Raw genomic sequence first — 18,846 nt, 5'->3', positions numbered from 1 at the left:
TGGCAGACATGACATTGCCTTTTGAAAATGATACAGGGCCGGTCATTAAAAAATTGGCGGCACGGAGCATTCAGACAGATAAGCGGCGCAACCTGTTTGTGATCATAACGATTGCCCTGGCAGCCGCTTTGATGGCAGCGATTTTTTGTGCAGGAGCGGGAAGCGACAGAAAACTGGAGGCGGACATCCGGGGACAGTATCAGGCGGTCGTAGTAAATTGTGACCGCGACATGATTGAAAAATTAAAAGCCTGCCCGGAGGTGGAACGCTGGGGCCTTTCACAGAATTACGGTTCCGCCCGCTATGGTGACAGCGTTCTGACCTTGGAGTATGCGGACGCCAACTGGATGGAATTGGGGAAGAAACCTTCTTTCACCGGGACGCTTCCGCAGGCTGCTAATGAAATTCTGGCAGAACGGGCGTTTCTTGATTATTTTGAAATCCCGGCAGAAGTAGGGCAGACCATAGAAGTGGATCTGGGAAATGGGAAGCAGACTTATACCGTCAGCGGTATTATGGATGTGGAGAACGACTCCCGTATGTTCCAGCTTTATGTATCCGAAGCATTTGTGGAGGAGATGGCACAGGGAGAGCCGCTGTTTGAATTCCGCCTTCGTTATACCGGTGCGGACGATATGGAGCTGGAACAGCTCAAGGCGGATATTGCAGCATTCCTTTCTGCCAACGGCGTTGCAGAGGATCAGATTTTTTACAGTTCCAACTATTTTGATATGCAGGGCTTTAAGTCCGGCGTGATGAAATATTACATTCCGGTGGCAATCCTTCTGCTGGTTGCCTGTGCCGTGGTCATTTACAGTATCTTCTTTATTTCCGTAAAGGGTAAAATGCGGGAATATGGACGGCTGAAGGTGATCGGTACCACGCCGAAACAGATCCGCCGGATGGTGCGGCGGGAGGGATTGTTGTTATCCCTTTGGGGAATCACCCTTGGTCTTTTGGTCGGGGGAACGATCGGGTTTGCAATTTACCCAGCACATTGGAGCTGGCTCGGCAATCTGCCTTATCTGGCTGCGACCGCAGCAGCCTGCGCACTGACGGTATTTCTGTCCATCCATGCACCGGTCCGCATGGCGGCGAAGGTATCCCCAATCGAAGCGGTGCGCTCCAGCGGTTATGAAACGGCAACAGACCGTAAAGATCAGAAAAACCACCGCATTACGCCATTCTCCATGGCACAGATGAATTTCAGGCGGAGCAGGAAAAAGACAGTCATCACCCTGACCTCTTTAGGACTGACGGGTGTATTTCTGGTGACGGCCGCTACGGTGCTGAACTCCATCAGTCCCGAAAAGATGGCGATGGAAGCCATGGGGGATCACTGTAACTATGAGGTCAGCTGGATGGATTCGGGAGGGGCGGAAGGACTGCCTGATATTGCGCGGGAGAATCCGCTGACAGAAGAACTTCGTCAAAAGCTGCTTGCCCTGGATGGAGTGGAATCCATCACCAGCCATGAAGTGACATCCGCAACGGTGAAATTCCCCCAGGAAAGTGTTGCATTAAAATTCCCGGTGTTTGACAGGGAGCAGATGGAACAATGGCTGCCGGAGGAAAATCTGGAACAGGGCAGTGCGGATTATGAGGAGCTTGCCGCAAACAACGGTGTGGTCGTGACGGACGCGGAAGATCACCTTTTAAGTATGTTTTATGGCTATACGCCTGCGATCGGGGATGTGCTGACCTTTGAATCCATGGACGGCAAGGCCATAGAAGTAACGGTCATGGGAATTGCGAAGCCGTCAGTGACATCAGGAACTGGCGCATGGGGGCTGTTTACCCTTACAGAAGAATTGGCCGACCAGCTTTACCCGGATATTGAGAACAGAGAGGCTGTCTGGAATGTTCATACATCGGAGGACTCTGATGCGCTCAGGGCGTCTATTTTCAGCCTGCTGGAAAATCCGGTGCTGACGGTATTTTCCAGGGCAGACCATGCGGCATCCCTGGAATCGCAGTTAAAGACAATGACCCGCGGTGTTTATCTGCTGCTGGCGTTCCTGTTTGTGTTCTCCATGGTAAATCTGGTCAACACCCTGATGACCAATCTGCTGGCAAGGCAGCAGGAGATTGGGATTTTGCAGTCTGTGGGCATGACAGGAAAGCAGGTTTCCCGTATGCTGATTGCAGAATGCCTGTGGTATGCAGGGGTTACGGTGTTACTGTCGGTTGGTATCGGCGGAACCCTAGGCTGGATTTTGGACTATGTGATCAGCAGTTTTAATATTTTCGGGGAACTGTCTTATCAGTTCCCGTTGATGGAAACGGTTGTTTTTGTTCTGGCACTTTTGGTTGTGACCGGAATCTTCTCTGTGGTTGCTGTCCGTTATTCCAAACGGCTTTCCCTTGTGGATCGGATTAAGACCATGGAATAACCAGAGGCGGCGGCTTCCGAGGCGGAAAGCCGCCGCTTTGCTGACAGCAGAAATATAAGACTTAAAGGAGATGATCAAAATGACAGTACCATTTGAGAATGATACAGGAAATATTGTCAGGAAACTGGCAAGAAAAAGTTTGAAAAGTGAGAAGCGCCGGAATCTGATGGTGGTGATCGCCGTTGCGCTGGCATCCTGTCTGATCTGTTTTTCGATTGTGATGGCTTTGTCTACCCGGCAGATAGAGAAAAATCATGTGGAGGATACCTATGAGGCAGTCTATACCAGGATTACCGAGGAAGATGTGTCCACCCTGAAGGGGCTGGATGACTTCTCAAGGGTAGGAGAGTATTATATGCTGGCTGTGGAACCTGCGGAGCAGGGATACAACGCCTCCTATATTTATTGTGATGAGGAAACGATGTATATTGCCCGTGACCAGATGAAGCTTTTGGAAGGCCGCCTGCCCCAAAAGGAGGATGAGGTAGCGGTCAGCCGTTATTTCCTTTCCGAATATGGTGCAGACGCCGGGATTGGCGAAAAGGTTATGCTAAGCAGCGAGAGCTTTCACGGAGAATATACGGTGACTGGCATTCTGGAAGGCTATAAGGAAAAAGAGGTAAATGGCTGTTCCATTCTTCTTTCCAAAGAAGCTTTGAAAGGATGGAGCGGCTATGACCCCGCTGATTATCGCGCTTATGTGCATTTTCAGAATGAGCAGCAAATGGATGAAACAGAACTGACTGCCCGCAGCCGGGAGATTGCAAAGGAATATCAGCTGGAAATGCCGGTCATGAACCTCAGCTATATGAAATTCTATAAGCAGCCTGTGAATGTCAGTATGCTGGCGCTGGTTGCCGGCATCGCAGTTCTGGTCATCATCGGAGGATATGTGGTGATACAAAGTATCTTCCGGATCTCTATCAATGACAAGATCCAAAGCTATGGACAGCTGCGGACCATCGGCACAACGCCCAAGCAGATCCGCCGTATTGTCAAAAAGGAAGGCCGTTTCTTGGGATGGGCCGGCATTGGAATCGGTATTTTTCTGGGGTGTGCAGTCGGGTTTGCCCTGTTTTCCCGTGGATTTCATCTGCCGTTTTATGCAGCTGCGATTGTTTTGACGGCACTGCTTGGCTGGTTTATGGTATCTATTGCGATCCGCAGACCGGTAAAGATTGCCGCAGGTATCTCCCCGATTGAAGCAGTCCGCTTTACCGGCAGTCAGAGCAGTAAATCCCACACACATAAGAAGAATATGCGGTTAAATCCGCTCTCTATGGGAATTGCAAATTTTAGGCGTGACCGCAAAAAGACGATCAGCATCGTGGCTTCCCTGAGCCTGGGCGGCGTGATTCTTTTGGTGACAGCATCTATTCTTTTGGTCCGCTCGCCGGAGCGTATCGCAAGACAGTTTTTCCCGGATGGGGATTATAAAATCTATATCAATTCCGAAGAATCAGAATATGAGGTGATGTCGGAAGGAAATCCGTTGAATGAAACGCTTCGGCAGGAAGTGCTGGCCGTAGACGGCGTAACAGATGTGATAGAAAATCGTCAGGCGGTTCATGTGCGGTTTGAGAATGAGGAAAGTTCTTCCGGTGGAATGTGCGATCTGTTGAGTGACCGAAACAGAGATCAAATGGAAGCAGCGCTTGTGTCGGGGACTTTGCCTCAAGATTCCCATAGTATTGCACTGGATATGGAATATGCGGAAGATATGGTCGGTGTAGATGTGGGGTCAGTTATCAAACTTACCATAGGGGATCAAGAGATTCCTGTCACTGTTTCCGGTCTGCTCATAAACGATGGGCTTAAAAATGGTCATGGTCCTCTGGCATTGGACAGCACCTGCATGGTTGCAACCAAAGAGCTGTTTCAGGAAGCAATGCCGATGATCGATTGTTTTGATTATTCCTGGAGCATTGTCGGTGATCCTAAAAAGGCAGAGCAGATTGAAAACAGCCTGAATGCAATCATTTCTTCCAATCCGGATCTTAAATTGGATACCATTGGGATACATAAGGATTATGAGGAAATGGAGAACAGGGTTGTTTTCGGAGGGCTTCAGGCGCTGTCGTGGTTGGTATTCCTCTTTGGCGTGGTCAATCTCATCAATACCACACTCTCCAATCAGATGTCCAGAAAGAGGGAAAACAGCGTCTTTCGCGCCATCGGTCTGACCAGAAAGCAGCTCTGTCAAATGACCATCTATGAGGGAATTTGCTATGCGTTTTCTGCTGCGCTGGCAACTCTGGCAGTCGGCCTCCCGATTGCAGTGATAGCTGCCCGAAAATTCAGCGAAATGACTTTCCATGTAGCAATGCCATATTCGTTCCCTTTCCTGCAAATGGGGCTGTTCGTTCTGGTGCTGTTTGGCCTGGAGGTTATCCTGTCCTTCTGGACAATGCGCAGACAGAAAAATCAATCTCTTGTGGAAGAAATGCGAGCGATGGAATAACCGTATAGGATTGGCGGGGCGGCAGCGTGCTGCCCCGCTTTTTAGGCTTGTCGTTATATTTTGGCTCATTATTGACTTCTATTACGGTTAGTGATATATTTATTACAGTAACCGTAATGAGGAGGTAGGTGTTATGCGAGACAATGCGAAAGGTGGTGCGCTCACAGAGGTGACATTCTTTATTTTGCTCTCCCTCTATACCCCGAAACATGGATATGCTGTCATGCAATTTATTGAAGATAGTACAAAAGGGCGGCTCACGCTGGGGGCAGGTACTTTATATGGTGCGTTGAACTCGTTGCAGGAAAAAGGCTGGATTGCACCTTTTGGAGATAGTGCGGGACGGAAAAAAGAATATCTCATTACAACGCAAGGAAAAGAAATTGCAGAAAAGGAACTTATAAGGCTCAATGAACTTGTAGGCGTGGCTAATGGAATTATTGGAGGTGCAGTATGAGCAAAAAGTATTATCGTTTCTTTGGCGGTTTGTTGACTGCCCAGGAACATTGGCTGAATAAAATGTCTGAAAAGGGCTATCGTCTGATTCGGGCGGAAAAAATGTTGTATGAATTTGAGGAGTGTAAACCGGATCAGGTAAAATACTGTGTGGAGTTTATCGGGCAAAAATCGAAGGTCGATGCGTCAGATTATCATGAGTTTTTAGAGGGGATGGGTTACAAAGTATTTTATAAAAACATCAACCTGAACTACTCTGTTGGTAAAGTGCGTCTACGGCCATGGGCTGAAAGAGGAGGACGCATAGCAACAAATGCCACCACCTTTAACCGGGAACTGTTGATTGTAGAAAAGGATAATGACGGTAAGCCATTTGAACTTCATACTTCTTATGAGGACAAGGAAAACTATTACAGAAATCTGCGTAATCCGTGGTTGCTGATACTGCTCATGTTCGCAATATTTGCGGTTGCAAAACGCTCGGTAGTTTTTGGTGTGCTTGCCCTGGTTTCTCTGATTCCTGTTCTCGTATATCAAACCAAGGTTATGCAGAACAAACGCGAAGGTAAGACAAAAGAATGGTGAGGTGTTTATATCATGAATGAACGAGAAAAAATAATCCGACTATGGTTTGATATGTGGCTCAATCAGCAGGATATGGGGATTGATGATATATTTGCAGAAGATGTGATTTATACAGAAAGTTGGAGTCCCCAGTATAACAACCGAAAAACAGTAAAGCATTGGTTTCAGGAATGGAATACCCGTGGCAAGGTAGTTGTTTGGAAAATCAAGCAATTCTTCCATAAGGGAGATCAAACGATTGTAGAGTGGTATTTCAAAAATGAAATGAACAATGGAAGTATAGAGGAATTTGATGGAATCTCGCTGGTTGAATGGACAGAGGATAATAGAATAAAGTCGTTGAAAGAATTTGGGTGTAATCGCAATACCTATAATCCATACCAGGAAGGCGATACTCCTCAATTTAGAGCAGAAAAAGTGAATTGGTTTTGATTGAAAGCTTAGGGAGGCGAAAAGGATGAAGGTATTGGTTAGTGCCTGTATTATGGGAGTGAACTGTAAATATAATGGGAAAAACAACGAAAATATAGCGGCTATCAATTTCTTGAAAGATAAAGAAGTTATTTCTATCTGCCCAGAAGTATTAGCAGGTATGAAAATTCCCAGATCCTGTGCAGAAATTGTGGATGGGAGAGTAGTTGATGAAAACGGAAATGATGTTAGTTTAGAATATGATAAAGCAGTGGCAGTTGCATTATCGAAAATTCAGAATGAAGAGATTGATTTAGTTATATTACAATCCAGAAGTCCTACCTGTGGTGTTAATCAGATATATGATGGTAGCTTCACTGGGAAGTTAATTCCCGGAATGGGCTTGTTTGCAAAGGCATTAAAACAAAGAGGATATAATGTCATTGATGTTGAAGAAATATAAGTTTACCATTTTTCATTTGTTGAGGGACAAGGTTCCTAACGCATTAAGGCTGCATTTTTATATTCGCCTGATGCAAATGTCAATGGGAGCATGAGCAACTACATATAGTAGTTTTCTTCACGGAGGCTGATATGAAAGAAAAAATATTGATAATAGAAGATGATCCGTTGATACGGAATGAATTGAAAACGCTGATGCAAAGTAACGGCTATGAAACGGTGGCTCCGGAAGATTTTTCTGATGTGATCGACCGGATCAAAGCTGAACAACCACACTTGGTTTTGCTGGACATCAAGCTGCCGGGAATCAGCGGCTTTTCTCTCTGCACCGAGGTTCGCACATTTTCCGAAGTACCAATCATCTTTGTGACAAGCTGCAACACGGATATGGACGAACTGAACAGCATCATGCTGGGTGGAGATGCTTTTATCACGAAGCCCTATAACACAGCAATCCTGCTTGCGAAAATTGCTTCTCTGTTGAAAAAAGCCTATCCCACACAGCAACGGGAACAGATCGTCTATGGAGATGCAGTGCTGCATATGGAATTCAGCAGTTTAGACTATAATGGACAGAGCGTAGAACTTACCAAGAACGAATTGAAAATTCTCTATTACCTTTTCAAGAACGGAGGAAAAATCTGTTCTCGTGCAGATATGATTGAGTATTTGTGGGACAATCAGTTATATGTGGATGACAATGCTTTGAGCGTTAATATCAACCGTATCCGGGAAAAAATGGCGGGCATTGGTCTGACAGATTTTATTAAGACAAAGCATCGACAGGGGTACACGATATGAACAGCAGACGATATTGGAAAAACAGACTGCCATTTCTGCTGACGAACCTTGTTTGTATGGCTGCGCTCACTGTATTTCTACTGGTGTGCGGCAACTCGGTTTCCGCAGTATTATTGATCCTGATTGTATGGGCATTGATTTTGTTGGCTGGACTTGTCCTTACTTACTGGAAACGGAAGCGGCAGATGAAAAAACTTCTGGATATGGCGGAACAGCTTTCAGAACGATACCTCATTTCCGAAGTGATGGAGTTGCCGGAACAGGCTGAGGATCAGGTTTACTATCAGCTTTTGAAAATGGCTGGAAAATCCATGTTGGAGCAGATTGGAGAGGTCGAGCGGGAACGCCTGGAGTACAAGGAATACATTGAGCAATGGATTCACGAGATCAAAACCCCTATTACTGCCATGAAACTCCTATGTGAAAATCATCGGACGGACTGGACAAAGGAACTCCTGCTGGAACTGGAAAAGACGAATCGTTTTACCGAACAGGCTCTTTACTACGCTCGAAGCGAGCATACAGAGAAAGATTATTCCGTTCGGGAAATGGCGTTGTCTCAGGTGGTGCATCAGGCGATTGCAGATAACAAATATCTATTGCTCCAAAGTGGTATGCACCTGGAAGTGGAGGAAATGCAGGATACGGTTTATTCAGATGAAAAGTGGGTGCGCTTTATTCTGAACCAACTGATTGCCAATGCGGTCAAGTATCGTATTGAGCAGCCGATCCTCCGCATTTCTACCCATAAACGGCAGGATCAGGTTGTCCTTGTCGTGGAGGATAATGGAATCGGAATTGCTGCATCCGATCTGCCTCGCATCTTTGAAAAGGGATTTACCGGTCAGAATGGTCGTATGGTACAGCAATCCACAGGAATTGGTCTGTACCTATGCAAACGGCTTTGTGAAAAGCTGGGTATTGGCATTACGGCGGAGTCGTCGGAACATGGCACAGCCATTTCCCTTTCTTTTCACATCAACTGTCTGATTCATGAAGTGCAGGACTGAAAAGCGTTCTGCACTTCTTACATTTTTGTTAGAACTTTGTAAGAAAACTTGATACAAACGAAGTCGTTCTTATTCTACAATAGAGATCAGAGGTGATAACAATGAAAGAAATTTTGAAACTGGATCATATCCAAAAATATTACGGAAATGGCGGGAATGTTACAAAAGCAATTCAGGACATCAGCTTTTCCGTTCAAGAGGGAGAATTTGTCGGAATCATGGGAGCATCCGGCTCCGGCAAGACCACCCTGCTCAACTGTATTTCCACAATTGATACCGTCAGTGCGGGACATATCTATCTGGATGGGATCGATGTGACGGAAATCAATGAAAAACAGATTGCCCGGTTTCGTCGGGAAAATCTTGGCTTTGTTTTCCAGGATTTTAACCTGCTGGACACGCTGACCATTTCGGAAAACATAGCCCTGGCGCTGACCATAAACAAGGTTCCAGCAGGCGAGATTGATGGACGGGTGCGGGAAATGGCCGGAAAGCTGAATATCACGGATATTCTGGATAAGTACCCCTATCAGGTGTCTGGTGGTCAGAAGCAGCGGTGCGCCTGTGCCAGAGCCATTATCAACCAGCCTAAGCTGATCTTGGCGGATGAACCCACCGGTGCGTTAGACAGTCACTCGTCCCAGATGCTGCTCTCTACGATCCAGAGTATCAACGAAGATCTCGGAGCCACAATCCTGATGGTGACACACGACGCTTTTTCGGCAAGTTACGCCAATCGTATTCTCTTTTTAAGGGATGGGACAATCTTCACGGAAATCCGTAAGGGCGGTGATTCCCGTAGGACTTTCTTTGAAAAAATCCTGGATGTCCTCACCATGATGGGAGGGGGAATGAATGATGTACGCTAAACTGGCACTTCGTAATGTCCGCAGAAGCCTGCGGGATTATATCATTTACTTTGTGACGCTTACCTTGACTGCGGCATTGATGTACTCATTTTTGGCATTGGGCTTTTCATCAGATGTTCTTGCTATGGCAGAGAATATGTCGATGCTGACTACTGGAATTTTGCTTATGTCAGCTCTGGTTGCTTTTATGTCCTCGTTTGTGATCGGTTATGCGATTCGCTTTATGCTGGGACGACGGAAAAAGGAATTTGCAACCTATGAACTGATCGGCATGGAAGCAAAGATAGTACGAAATTTGTTTCTTGCTGAAAACAGCATTATCGGCATAGGAGCCTTTCTGCTTGGTTCTTTGGTTGGCACAGGGCTTTCCGGTTTGCTAAATCAAGTGGTAAAAAATATCTTTGAGGTGCCGCATACCTATCAGGTTTCCTTTTCTCTCCGGGCGTGGGCAGTAACCTTTTTATTTTTTGCCTTGATGTATGGTTTTGGGACGCTCCGAGCAGCAAAGATTATCCGGCATCAGAAAGTGATTGATCTTCTGTATGATAACCGTAAGAATGAAGAATACCGTTTCAAATCATTCCGCCATAGTCTTTTGGTAGTATTGCTTTCAATAGCCGCAATGGTTGCAGGCGTGATTTTGCTTGGGCGGATGCTTCAGACACAAACCAATGAAGCATTTTTGTACCTTGGCGGAGCCTGTTTGCTCATTCTGGCGGGTGTTTACGAGCTGCATCGCCAGATTCCACTTTTGCTGCACCGATTTGCAAAACAAAATCTGCGCCATAAGTACAAAGAAGAAAATCTGTTCTTTTTGGGGCAGATTGGACGGCGCATCCATTCTGCTGGTCGGACAATGGCTGTGGTGGCAATTCTTTTGACCGTATCTCTGGCAACCATGTTTGTGGGGCTTACAATGGGAGCCGGCTACAAAGCCAATATGAAAGCCTATTATCCCTATGATGCAGGCGTGGCGATTGATGCACCTCTGGAAAAATCCAGCATGGATTCCATCGTTTCCTTTACAGAGGATCATTGTGGAGTCGAGGATTCTGTGAGCTATTATTTGTATGCGGTTCCTGAAAAACCGATTGAAGCCTTGTCCTTGTCCGACTATAACCACCTGCGCGAAATCCTGGGGCTTTCTCCTGTTGTCATGGGCAACAACGAATTTTTGGTTCATTGTGATACATGGAACTATATGGACGGAATCCGACAAGGCTTGGAGCAACAGCCGGAGATCACATTAAATGGTCGGACATTGACCGTTGCAGAAACACCGATCCTGACAGAGCCGATGGAGCAGTATCAAATGGCTGGAACGAAGGGATATGTGCTTGTTCTGCCGGATGAAGCAGCTTCACAATTAGTCGGAGAAAAAAGTCGTCTGGCTATGAAACTGGAAGATGGCGGATACCCGGAATTGAAAAGTGACTTGAAGCAATTCCTGAACAGTGGGAAATGGCAGCCGGAATTGCAGTCCAGTCAACAGCTCCCGGAAAAAGTAACGATGGGTGTTACAGTAAAGGCGTGGGGTGTTGCCAATTCGCTGACTGGATTTACAGCCATTTCGTTCTGCGGATTGTATTTAAGCATTATTTTTATCATTCTATCCTGCTCGGTGCTTGCATTTGAGCAGCTTTCTGCCATAGATAAAAACCAGAAGAATTATGCAGTTATTGACCGTTTGGGTGTACCGGGGCACAGGCAAGCCTCCCTGATACGCAGGGAACTGTCCACAGTCTTTTTGATCCCACTGCTATTCCCTCTTTTGCTGACGGTTTTGCTGATAGCAGGGGCACAGTTCTTTTTCGGAGAGGCAATCTTGCAGCAGGGACTTGTGCCTCTTTATGGTTTGGTGACGATCCTGCTATTCTGTGCAATCTACCTGACCTATTTTGGTGCAACAATGTTCTTATTCAAACGGGTTATTCTTCGACCGGAAATGAGATAAAAACTGAATTGCTACAAAAATGAAGCAATTCAGCCTGTTTTCTTGCCGAAAAAGAAAGTGGTTAGGAGATTTCTGCAACATTTGGTCTTTATTATAGAATTACAAGTAAGATAGAAAGTGTGATTAAATCTACCGGATGACGGCAAAAGAAAAAAAGCCGTCGTACAGTAGACACATTCCTACGCGCTCATGGAGCGGCGGTTTTGAGTAGATCAAGGCCGCCGTTTCTTTTTGCGAAAAGCAGAAACCCGACGACCCTCGTGCAATCAGCAGGGGCGGCATTTTAGGAGGATGCCGTCATGTCTGTGTTAGTGGTTCACAATACCCATGAGTTACATCAGTTAAAAAAAGCCTTGCCCCGCCACCGGGGCATTATGTTTTTATATCGGTATTATCAATCTGTGTAAACCAGTATAATCATAGGTTTTCTTGTCGCGCCAGTATCCCTTTGTGGGGAGCTGGCGTTTTTGCTTGCCGTTTTTTAGATAGACGAGCGGTTTGTTACCGCTGCCGGTCTCCGCCTCCATTCGATTCACCCGTTAACTACCCGTGAATCGAAATGGAGGTACACAATGAAAAAAGTCAATCTTCGGGATCTATATCCTGATGTTTATAAAACAGATCACTTTGTAGAAGTAACAGAAGATGTGCTGGAGGCGATTCGTGCCACCGAGCGTGCAGAAGCTGCCTATGACCGGAGAATGTATCGCTATAAGGCGCATTACTCTCTGGACAGCGACAACGGCATTGAAAATGCGGTCCTGATGAAGCCCCAGACGCCGGAAATGTTCCTGGAGGAAAAACAGCTGCGGGAACAACTCTACACCGCAGTAATGGCTCTGCCGGAGAAACAGGCCAAGCGGATTTATGCCCGGTATTATCTGGGTATGAGAGTAGGAGAGATCGCCGCAGCAGAGGGTGTAGACCCAAGCCGTGTCCGGGACAGCATCCGGCGCGGTTTGAAACAGCTGGCAAAATATTTTTGATAAAATTTCGTTTGAAGCGCCTGTTTTTTGCTTTTTTTGTCAGAGTTAATAGAAGGACAAGTTTTCCCCCTTCAACAGCACTTTGACAATTTCATAGACAGCATAACAGGTACATAACCCGTGTACGAGCGAGTGTGGAACGCCGCGAAGATGGAGCAGCCAGGGAGGTGATGAACAACGCTGTTTCGGAGCGATCTACGATTTCACAAAACGGATGGTGGCAGATCCGGCGCGAGGACCGCACGGGGGCTTAAAGATACTTCCTCACGGCCTCCTAAAGACTTGGGGGGAACCCTGCGGCGCACGAGTAAAACGACGCTGCGGAGTTATGACAACCGCGCCAGCGGAGACCTGCTATGTTCCCAGCGTCAGGGTTGCGTGGCAAATGTGACGAGAATTGAATCATATTAAAATTAGGAAGCGATTACTTTCTTTGTTGGTCGTTTTCTACTCAAAATCAGATACCATGCGCTGGCAGTTTCGGCTGCCAGCGTATTCATGTGATTTTGAAAGCACGATGATAACCTTGACAGATTGGAGGGAATATGGTCTATGGAAAAACTCATTACACGAAAAGAAGCGGCTGAAATCTTAGGAATCAGCATCGCAACGCTGGATGCCGCCCGTAACAACGGCTTGATCTCTTATGTGCAGTATGTTCAGAATGGCTGTGTGTATTTTACTGCGGCGGGTCTCCAGGAGTATATCGCAAAATGTACGCACAGGGCAAAGCCTGTTGAGAGAAGCACAACTTACCGTAAGCCTCGAAGCGGAAGATCGTGAGCCAGTCCGTATCCTTGATGGAATCAGAGATGTTTGATAAAACAAAGGTACAGCGCTGGAGATCTTTTTTAGGAGGTGGAGGAATTGGCAAATAGAAAAATAATGCTTCCCCAATATGGCACAGTTATGAAAAGAGGTGTCCTATATTATAGGACCAGAATCAAAGATGCGAATGGAAAGCTCGTAGCTCTCTACGCAAAAACACCTGAAGAACTATATAACAAAGAAACTCTTGCGTTGGAACAGATTGAGAATGCTACTTTTCATCGGAAAACGCCCACAGTTGCAGAGTATTGTGAAAAGTGGCTGCTGATGCAGTCGGTTCATGTACGAGCCACTACCTTGACGGATTACACTTCAAAGGTCAGGCGACATATTATAGCGGAATTGGGAGATAAACGGATGGGCGAGGTTAGCCTGGATGATATTCAGCTTGCCCTTGTTCCAGTTTCCAAGAAATCTACATCGGTTTATAAATCTGTGGTAATCCTTTACAAGTCTATCTTTCGCGCAGCGATGGAAAGCAGGATTATTGACCATAACCCAACGATTTATCTGACAACAAAGGGTGGTGGTGTTCCACAAGAGGATCGTCAGGCTTTGACAGATGAACAGGCAGAGCGCCTTTTGGATGCTATCCGAGATTTGCCGCCTTATGTCTTTGTCATGATCGGTTTGTACGCGGGTCTACGCCGGGAAGAAATTCTTGCTCTGCAATGGGATTCAGTATATCTGGATACAGATACTCCATATCTGACGGTAAGACGGGCATGGCACACCGAACATAACAGACCGGTGATTTCGGATGAATTGAAAACCAAGGCTGCGGAGAGAAATATCCCCCTCCCTGTTTGTTTGGCCGAGTGCTTGAAAGCAGCAAAGGAAACTTCGACTTCGGAATATGTAGTTTCAAACCGGGATGGCGAACCGCTGTCCTACACGCAGTTTAAGCGGCTTTGGCAGTATATTGTTACGAGGACGGTCAAGGAGCGGAGCTATTATCGGTATGAAGATGGAAAAAGAGTAAAACATACTGTCACACCTGTCTTGGGAGAAAAGGCCGCTCATAACGGAAAAGTGGTTTACAGTCTGGATTTTGAGGTAACACCCCATCAGCTGCGGCATACTTACATCACCAATCTTATTCATGCGTCGGTAGATCCCAAAACGGTTCAATACCTGGCAGGCCATGAAAGTAGCAAGATTACCATGGACATCTATGCAAAGGTTAAGTATAACAGGCCGGATGAGCTGGTCAGATCAATGAGCTGTGCGTTTGCAAGCTGGGACACAGCACAGTAATAATAAAATAGGAAGTAAAGCAGGAGCGAGGCAAGGATGTCTCGCTCTTTATTTTGCATCAGCCGTATCTTTGATTAAATCGAGGCTTTCTGATAAAAAGAGAGTGTAGATACGGAGACTACACATTATCAAGAAAGGACGATCAAAGATGGCAAAAAAGAAAGCACAGATCCCGAAGTATGGGACCATTACATTGAAAGGAATCCAGTATTACAGAACCAGGATTACGGATGCGGATGGCAAAGAGTTGAGTTTGTATGCCACTACTTGTGAAGAATTGTATGAGAAGCAGTTAGAGGCCCGGAAGCAGGTGGAAGAAATTATCTTTCACCGGCAGCACCCGACAGTAGCCGAGTATGGCGAGAAGTGGTTGCTGATGCAGTCGGCAAAGGTGTCTGCGTCTACACTCAGAGGTTATACGAGGGATATGACAAACTATATCATCAAACCCCTGGGAGAGATGTATATGGAAGAAGTGACCGCTGACGATATTCGGCTGGCTCTTGTTCCATTGTCAAAGAAATCGGAAGGCTTATACAATAAGGTCAATATGCTGCTCAAGTGCATTTTTTATGCGGCAGAGCGAAACCAACTCCTTGAACACAACCCCTGTGCAGGAATATCCGGTAAAGGCGGAAAACCGACAAAAAAGAAGGAGGCATTGACAGATCAGCAGGTAGCCGTGCTTCTGGATACCGTCAAGGGACTTCCTCCATATTTGTTTATTATGCTCGGTTTGTATTCCGGTCTGCGCCGGGAAGAAATTCTTGCACTGCAATGGGATTGTGTATTTCTGGACGAGGATACACCTTATCTATCGGTGAGGCGGGCATGGCGTACAGAGCATAACAGACCCGTGATTTCTACGGTGCTAAAAACTCCGGCGGCAAAAAGGGATATTCCGATACCAAAGTGTCTGGTAGAGTGTCTGAGAGAAGCGAAAGAAAACTCCATATCAGATTATGTGATTGCTGACAGCAAAGGGGAGCCGCTGGCTGCTTCGCAGTTTCAAAGAGTATGGCAGTATGTAGTTGTTCGTTCCACCAAGCCCCGGAACTATTATAAGTATGTAAATGGGGAGAGTATCAAATATACGGTTACTCCAACGCTGGGTATGACCCAGAAGAATCAACCCCAAATCAAATATACGCTGGACTTCGATGTGACACCCCATCAGCTGCGGCACACTTATATCACCAATCTTCTCTATGCGGGCGTTGATCCAAAGACAGTACAATACCTTGCCGGACACGAAAACAGCAAAACAACTATGGACATCTATGCAAAAGTGAAGTACAATAAACCAGAGGAGCTGTTTGGGGTAGTAAATGGTGCGTTTCATCAGCCTGTCGCTGAATGAAAAAAGGCCGTTTTTTATGGTCCGCACACCGGATAACTGAGAAGCAGAAAGCCGGAAAAGCCCGGAATATCAAGGGAAAACAGCTCAAAAACTCGCGCAATACGGACTCAAAGCTGCACGTCGTGCTCCGCAGTTCTCAAAGAGATAATAAGAAACTTTATAAGAGAATTATCAAAACCCTTGAAAATGCAACGTTTTCAAGGGTTTCTTTATGTTTTGAATAGTTATAAAATAGCTTGAAAGAATGTGGAAATATATGGGTAACTGACAGGTAACAAACACGTAACTGACAAATAGAAAATTTTATATTATGTCTTATATATGACAGAGTGTATGAGGTAAAAGATATCCAATGAAGAAAATTAAGAATTGTATGAATATGGATAATATGATAAAATTCATTTATGGAACAATCGTGTTACAGGGTGTGTTGACCTCATTCAAATAGAATGGGGGTGATGCCTATGAGAAATCGTTTTGATTTTAAGGATTTAATGACCTTTGGTCTTTTCATTTTGGCATTGCTTACATTCGTTTTTACGTTTTGTAAGTAACTATACATAGCAAAAACCACCCTAATACTTGGTCGGTTCGGGTGGCTTTGCTATCTCATTAACCGGTCAACCACCTTGTGGGCGGTTGTTCCTTTTCTATCTATAATATATCATAATGATTTATTTAATTCAACAGAAAATTGAGAAATGAAGCAATATTGGTTGTTGTACTGATAATAGATACATGCATATAGCGCTTAGCAGAAATGAAGATTTTATTTGATAACGGCGTACTATCCCGATATTACACAATGGGAAGCAGATTTAAAGACTAGAAAGGAGCGATAATATGTTATGTATGGAGTGTGGCGCTAAAGCTGAGAAGGGATTCACGACAGATGTGACAGACTTGGGAAGCTGCCTTGTGATTGTCAGAAATGTCCCCTGTTATAAATGCACAGAATGCAATGAAGTGATTTACACGGCAGATGTAGTGAAACGGTTGGAAAATATCGTAGAACAGGCAAAGAAAGTAATGCAGGAAATTTCTATTATTGATTATAGCAAAGTTGCATGATATATAATGTTGCAGTATGCGCATATATAAAAGAATATCGGTAACTAACACGTAACTGACAAATAGAAAATTTTGCATTATGTCTTATGTAAGACAGCATCTGATAGTTTTAAAATGTTTGTTTGAAAAAGAAAATAAATAATTGTAGGAAGAAAGATAATATGATAGAATGCGATTATGGAACAATCGTGTTGCAGGGTGGCTTGACCTTCATTCTACATAGAATGGGGGTGGTGCATATGAAGAACAAATTCAATTTTAATGACTTGATGCAGTTCGGATTATTTTTGATTGCACTACTGACATTCATTTATTTGATTAGTCATTAGTTTTGCATAGAAAAACCACCCTTGAAACTTTGGCAGGTGTCAGGGTGGTATTTTCTACTTCTTTCACAGGTCAACCCCTTGTGGGCGGTTGTTCCTCTTTCTACTTAAAATATACCACTCAAGGGGCGGTTTGTAAAGGAGTAATTTTAATGGATAATTTATTACCAGTGGTGTAGAATATAGTGTCATATGCCATACCAATTATTACATGTGCCACTGTGGTAATTGGTGGCGCATGGGCGTTATACAAATATTTTAAAGAAAAGAATAGAGAATTTTATTCAGAAGTTCTTGCAAAGGTATATGAACCATTATTTACTGAATTAGTGAAGATGGAATATAGTAGAAAATTATTGGAAGAATCTTTGAAGGTGAAAAGTGAAGGCGGGAAGTATTCAAGCAGAGTTACGATAATGCAAGATGACGTTTCAAAAGGGGTATTTTCAATAAAAGAAGCTCCCTTTATTTCACGGCATGGCATAAGAATAAATACAGAAATGAAAACAGGGAAAACAACAGTTAAACAAGAAGAATATGAGGTTTTTAATATTGAAAATATATTGAAAGAGATTTGTGATGAACCTGACAGACTAAGATATGCTCCAAGAGAAGAGCAAGCATAGGAAGTGTGGCTACACTTAAAGTAGGGCGCGAAGATAGTTCTATGGTGTGAAAAAAGGAGGATGTTACAGTGCGATTCAAGTTGTATACAGATGTGCATGAGTTTTACAGGGATACTTATGGTATATTAATGCGTCACGAGGCACAGAATATGATTTCTCTCGGCAATATTATAATTGGACATGAAGGGAAAGACAAAACAGGCTGGCGCGATCCTGTTAATTGGCTCATGGCAACTATTTCGGATGTAAACGGGATACAGCTTACCGCGGTAATGACACCACCACATAATATTACTCTTTATGCAACAGATAATATTATTAATTCAGACGCTATAGACTGTATGATAGATGGGTTGAAAGACCATGAAATTCCCGGCGTGACAACCGAAAAAGTCTTAGCGGAGTATTTTGCAGAAAAATATACTGCTCAAAAGGGATTGACCTTTAAAACAATCATGAGTCAGCGAATATATGAGCTTAAAGCAGTAAATCCGGATATTAAACAATTTGGTGTTGTACGTTTGCTGGATGAAAAAGATATGTACTTTTTCCCATATTGGGTTGAAGCATTTAATGCAGCGAATATTTATGGAAAAACAGAAATGTCCATTCCGCAAGATGGAAAATCTTATCGCTACCAATTATCGGGACAAAAGCTCTACGTTCTCGAAGATAATGGGATACCTGTCTCTATGGCAGGATATACAAGAGAAATGCAAACAGCTATCGGTGTGGCATTTGTATATACTCCTCCTTATTATCGTGGAAAGGGTTACGCCTCCTCATGTGTGGCTCAAATCAGTCAAATTGCCTTAGATAAGGGATTTACGAAGTGCGTATTATACACAGATTTATTAAATCCAATATCGAATAGTATTTATAAAAAAATAGGATATAGGCCCGTTTGTGATTCGCTGATGTTAGAATTTAAATAACATTCGGTTGAATGGCTGCACCGCCTTTGACAATCACACAGTAGAACGGAAAGGC

At 44.6% G+C, this 18,846-nt stretch carries 17 protein-coding genes; all 17 read left to right on the top strand.

Annotated features, from left to right (window positions below; all coding sequences use genetic code 11):
• The first annotated feature begins 8 nt into the window (after positions 1 to 8).
• On the top strand, positions 9 to 2,393 hold the full coding sequence (locus tag NSB28_RS09595; RefSeq protein ID WP_109625014.1) for an ABC transporter permease: 2,385 nt from the start codon (positions 9 to 11) through the stop codon (positions 2,391 to 2,393).
• A 79-nt stretch (positions 2,394 to 2,472) separates the two neighbouring features.
• Positions 2,473 to 4,854 carry an ABC transporter permease gene (locus NSB28_RS09590; protein WP_109625013.1) on the top strand — a complete coding sequence of 794 codons (2,382 nt, stop codon included), beginning with the start codon at positions 2,473 to 2,475 and terminating at the stop codon, positions 4,852 to 4,854.
• A 133-nt stretch (positions 4,855 to 4,987) separates the two neighbouring features.
• A complete protein-coding gene (locus NSB28_RS09585) occupies positions 4,988 to 5,311 on the top strand; it encodes a PadR family transcriptional regulator (protein WP_004841007.1) in 324 nt (107 codons plus the stop codon).
• Entirely contained in the window at positions 5,308 to 5,895 is a 588-nt protein-coding gene (locus tag NSB28_RS09580; protein ID WP_109625012.1) for a DUF2812 domain-containing protein, read from the top strand. The genes NSB28_RS09585 and NSB28_RS09580 overlap by 4 nt, the downstream gene beginning before the upstream one ends.
• Before the next feature lie 12 nt (positions 5,896 to 5,907).
• The gene (locus tag NSB28_RS09575) at positions 5,908 to 6,327 is read left to right on the top strand and encodes a nuclear transport factor 2 family protein (RefSeq protein WP_109625011.1); all 420 of its coding nucleotides are present in this window, start codon (positions 5,908 to 5,910) and stop codon (positions 6,325 to 6,327) included.
• A 25-nt stretch (positions 6,328 to 6,352) separates the two neighbouring features.
• Positions 6,353 to 6,769: a 2-thiouracil desulfurase family protein gene (locus NSB28_RS09570; protein ID WP_109625010.1), complete on the top strand. Its 417-nt coding sequence runs from the start codon at positions 6,353 to 6,355 to the stop codon at positions 6,767 to 6,769.
• A 131-nt stretch (positions 6,770 to 6,900) separates the two neighbouring features.
• On the top strand, positions 6,901 to 7,569 hold the full coding sequence (locus NSB28_RS09565; protein WP_109625009.1) for a response regulator transcription factor: 669 nt from the start codon (positions 6,901 to 6,903) through the stop codon (positions 7,567 to 7,569).
• Positions 7,566 to 8,579, top strand: a complete 1,014-nt coding sequence (locus tag NSB28_RS09560) for a sensor histidine kinase (protein WP_109625008.1) — start codon at positions 7,566 to 7,568, stop codon at positions 8,577 to 8,579. Before NSB28_RS09565 ends, NSB28_RS09560 begins: the two co-directional genes overlap by 4 nt.
• A gap of 101 nt (positions 8,580 to 8,680) precedes the next feature.
• A complete protein-coding gene (locus NSB28_RS09555) occupies positions 8,681 to 9,448 on the top strand; it encodes an ABC transporter ATP-binding protein (protein WP_109625007.1) in 768 nt (255 codons plus the stop codon).
• Entirely contained in the window at positions 9,435 to 11,402 is a 1,968-nt protein-coding gene (locus tag NSB28_RS09550; RefSeq protein ID WP_109625006.1) for an ABC transporter permease, read from the top strand. The genes NSB28_RS09555 and NSB28_RS09550 overlap by 14 nt, the downstream gene beginning before the upstream one ends.
• 572 nt (positions 11,403 to 11,974) lie before the next feature.
• Positions 11,975 to 12,388, top strand: coding sequence for a sigma factor-like helix-turn-helix DNA-binding protein (locus NSB28_RS09545; protein ID WP_109625005.1), 414 nt, complete (start codon positions 11,975 to 11,977; stop codon positions 12,386 to 12,388).
• A 552-nt stretch (positions 12,389 to 12,940) separates the two neighbouring features.
• Positions 12,941 to 13,171 carry a helix-turn-helix domain-containing protein gene (locus NSB28_RS09540; RefSeq protein WP_002571063.1) on the top strand — a complete coding sequence of 77 codons (231 nt, stop codon included), beginning with the start codon at positions 12,941 to 12,943 and terminating at the stop codon, positions 13,169 to 13,171.
• 84 nt (positions 13,172 to 13,255) lie between these two features.
• Positions 13,256 to 14,473: a tyrosine-type recombinase/integrase gene (locus tag NSB28_RS09535; protein WP_109625004.1), complete on the top strand. Its 1,218-nt coding sequence runs from the start codon at positions 13,256 to 13,258 to the stop codon at positions 14,471 to 14,473.
• A 148-nt stretch (positions 14,474 to 14,621) separates the two neighbouring features.
• Positions 14,622 to 15,833: a tyrosine-type recombinase/integrase gene (locus NSB28_RS09530; RefSeq protein WP_109625003.1), complete on the top strand. Its 1,212-nt coding sequence runs from the start codon at positions 14,622 to 14,624 to the stop codon at positions 15,831 to 15,833.
• Positions 15,834 to 16,676: 843 nt separating this feature from the next.
• Positions 16,677 to 16,904 (top strand): type II toxin-antitoxin system MqsA family antitoxin, encoded by a 228-nt coding sequence (locus NSB28_RS09525; RefSeq protein ID WP_109625001.1) that lies wholly within the window; start codon positions 16,677 to 16,679, stop codon positions 16,902 to 16,904.
• 511 nt (positions 16,905 to 17,415) lie between these two features.
• A complete protein-coding gene (locus NSB28_RS09520) occupies positions 17,416 to 17,856 on the top strand; it encodes a hypothetical protein (protein WP_109625000.1) in 441 nt (146 codons plus the stop codon).
• Between the two features lie 68 nt (positions 17,857 to 17,924).
• A complete protein-coding gene (locus tag NSB28_RS09515) occupies positions 17,925 to 18,791 on the top strand; it encodes a GNAT family N-acetyltransferase (RefSeq protein ID WP_109624999.1) in 867 nt (288 codons plus the stop codon).
• Positions 18,792 to 18,846 lie beyond the last annotated feature (55 nt).

Origin of the sequence: Murimonas intestini (genome assembly GCF_024622195.1) — a bacterium.
Lineage (GTDB): Bacteria > Bacillota > Clostridia > Lachnospirales > Lachnospiraceae > Murimonas > Murimonas intestini.
The sequence above is the reverse complement of the archived record's forward strand: the minus strand, read 5'-3'. Positions and strand labels throughout refer to the sequence as shown.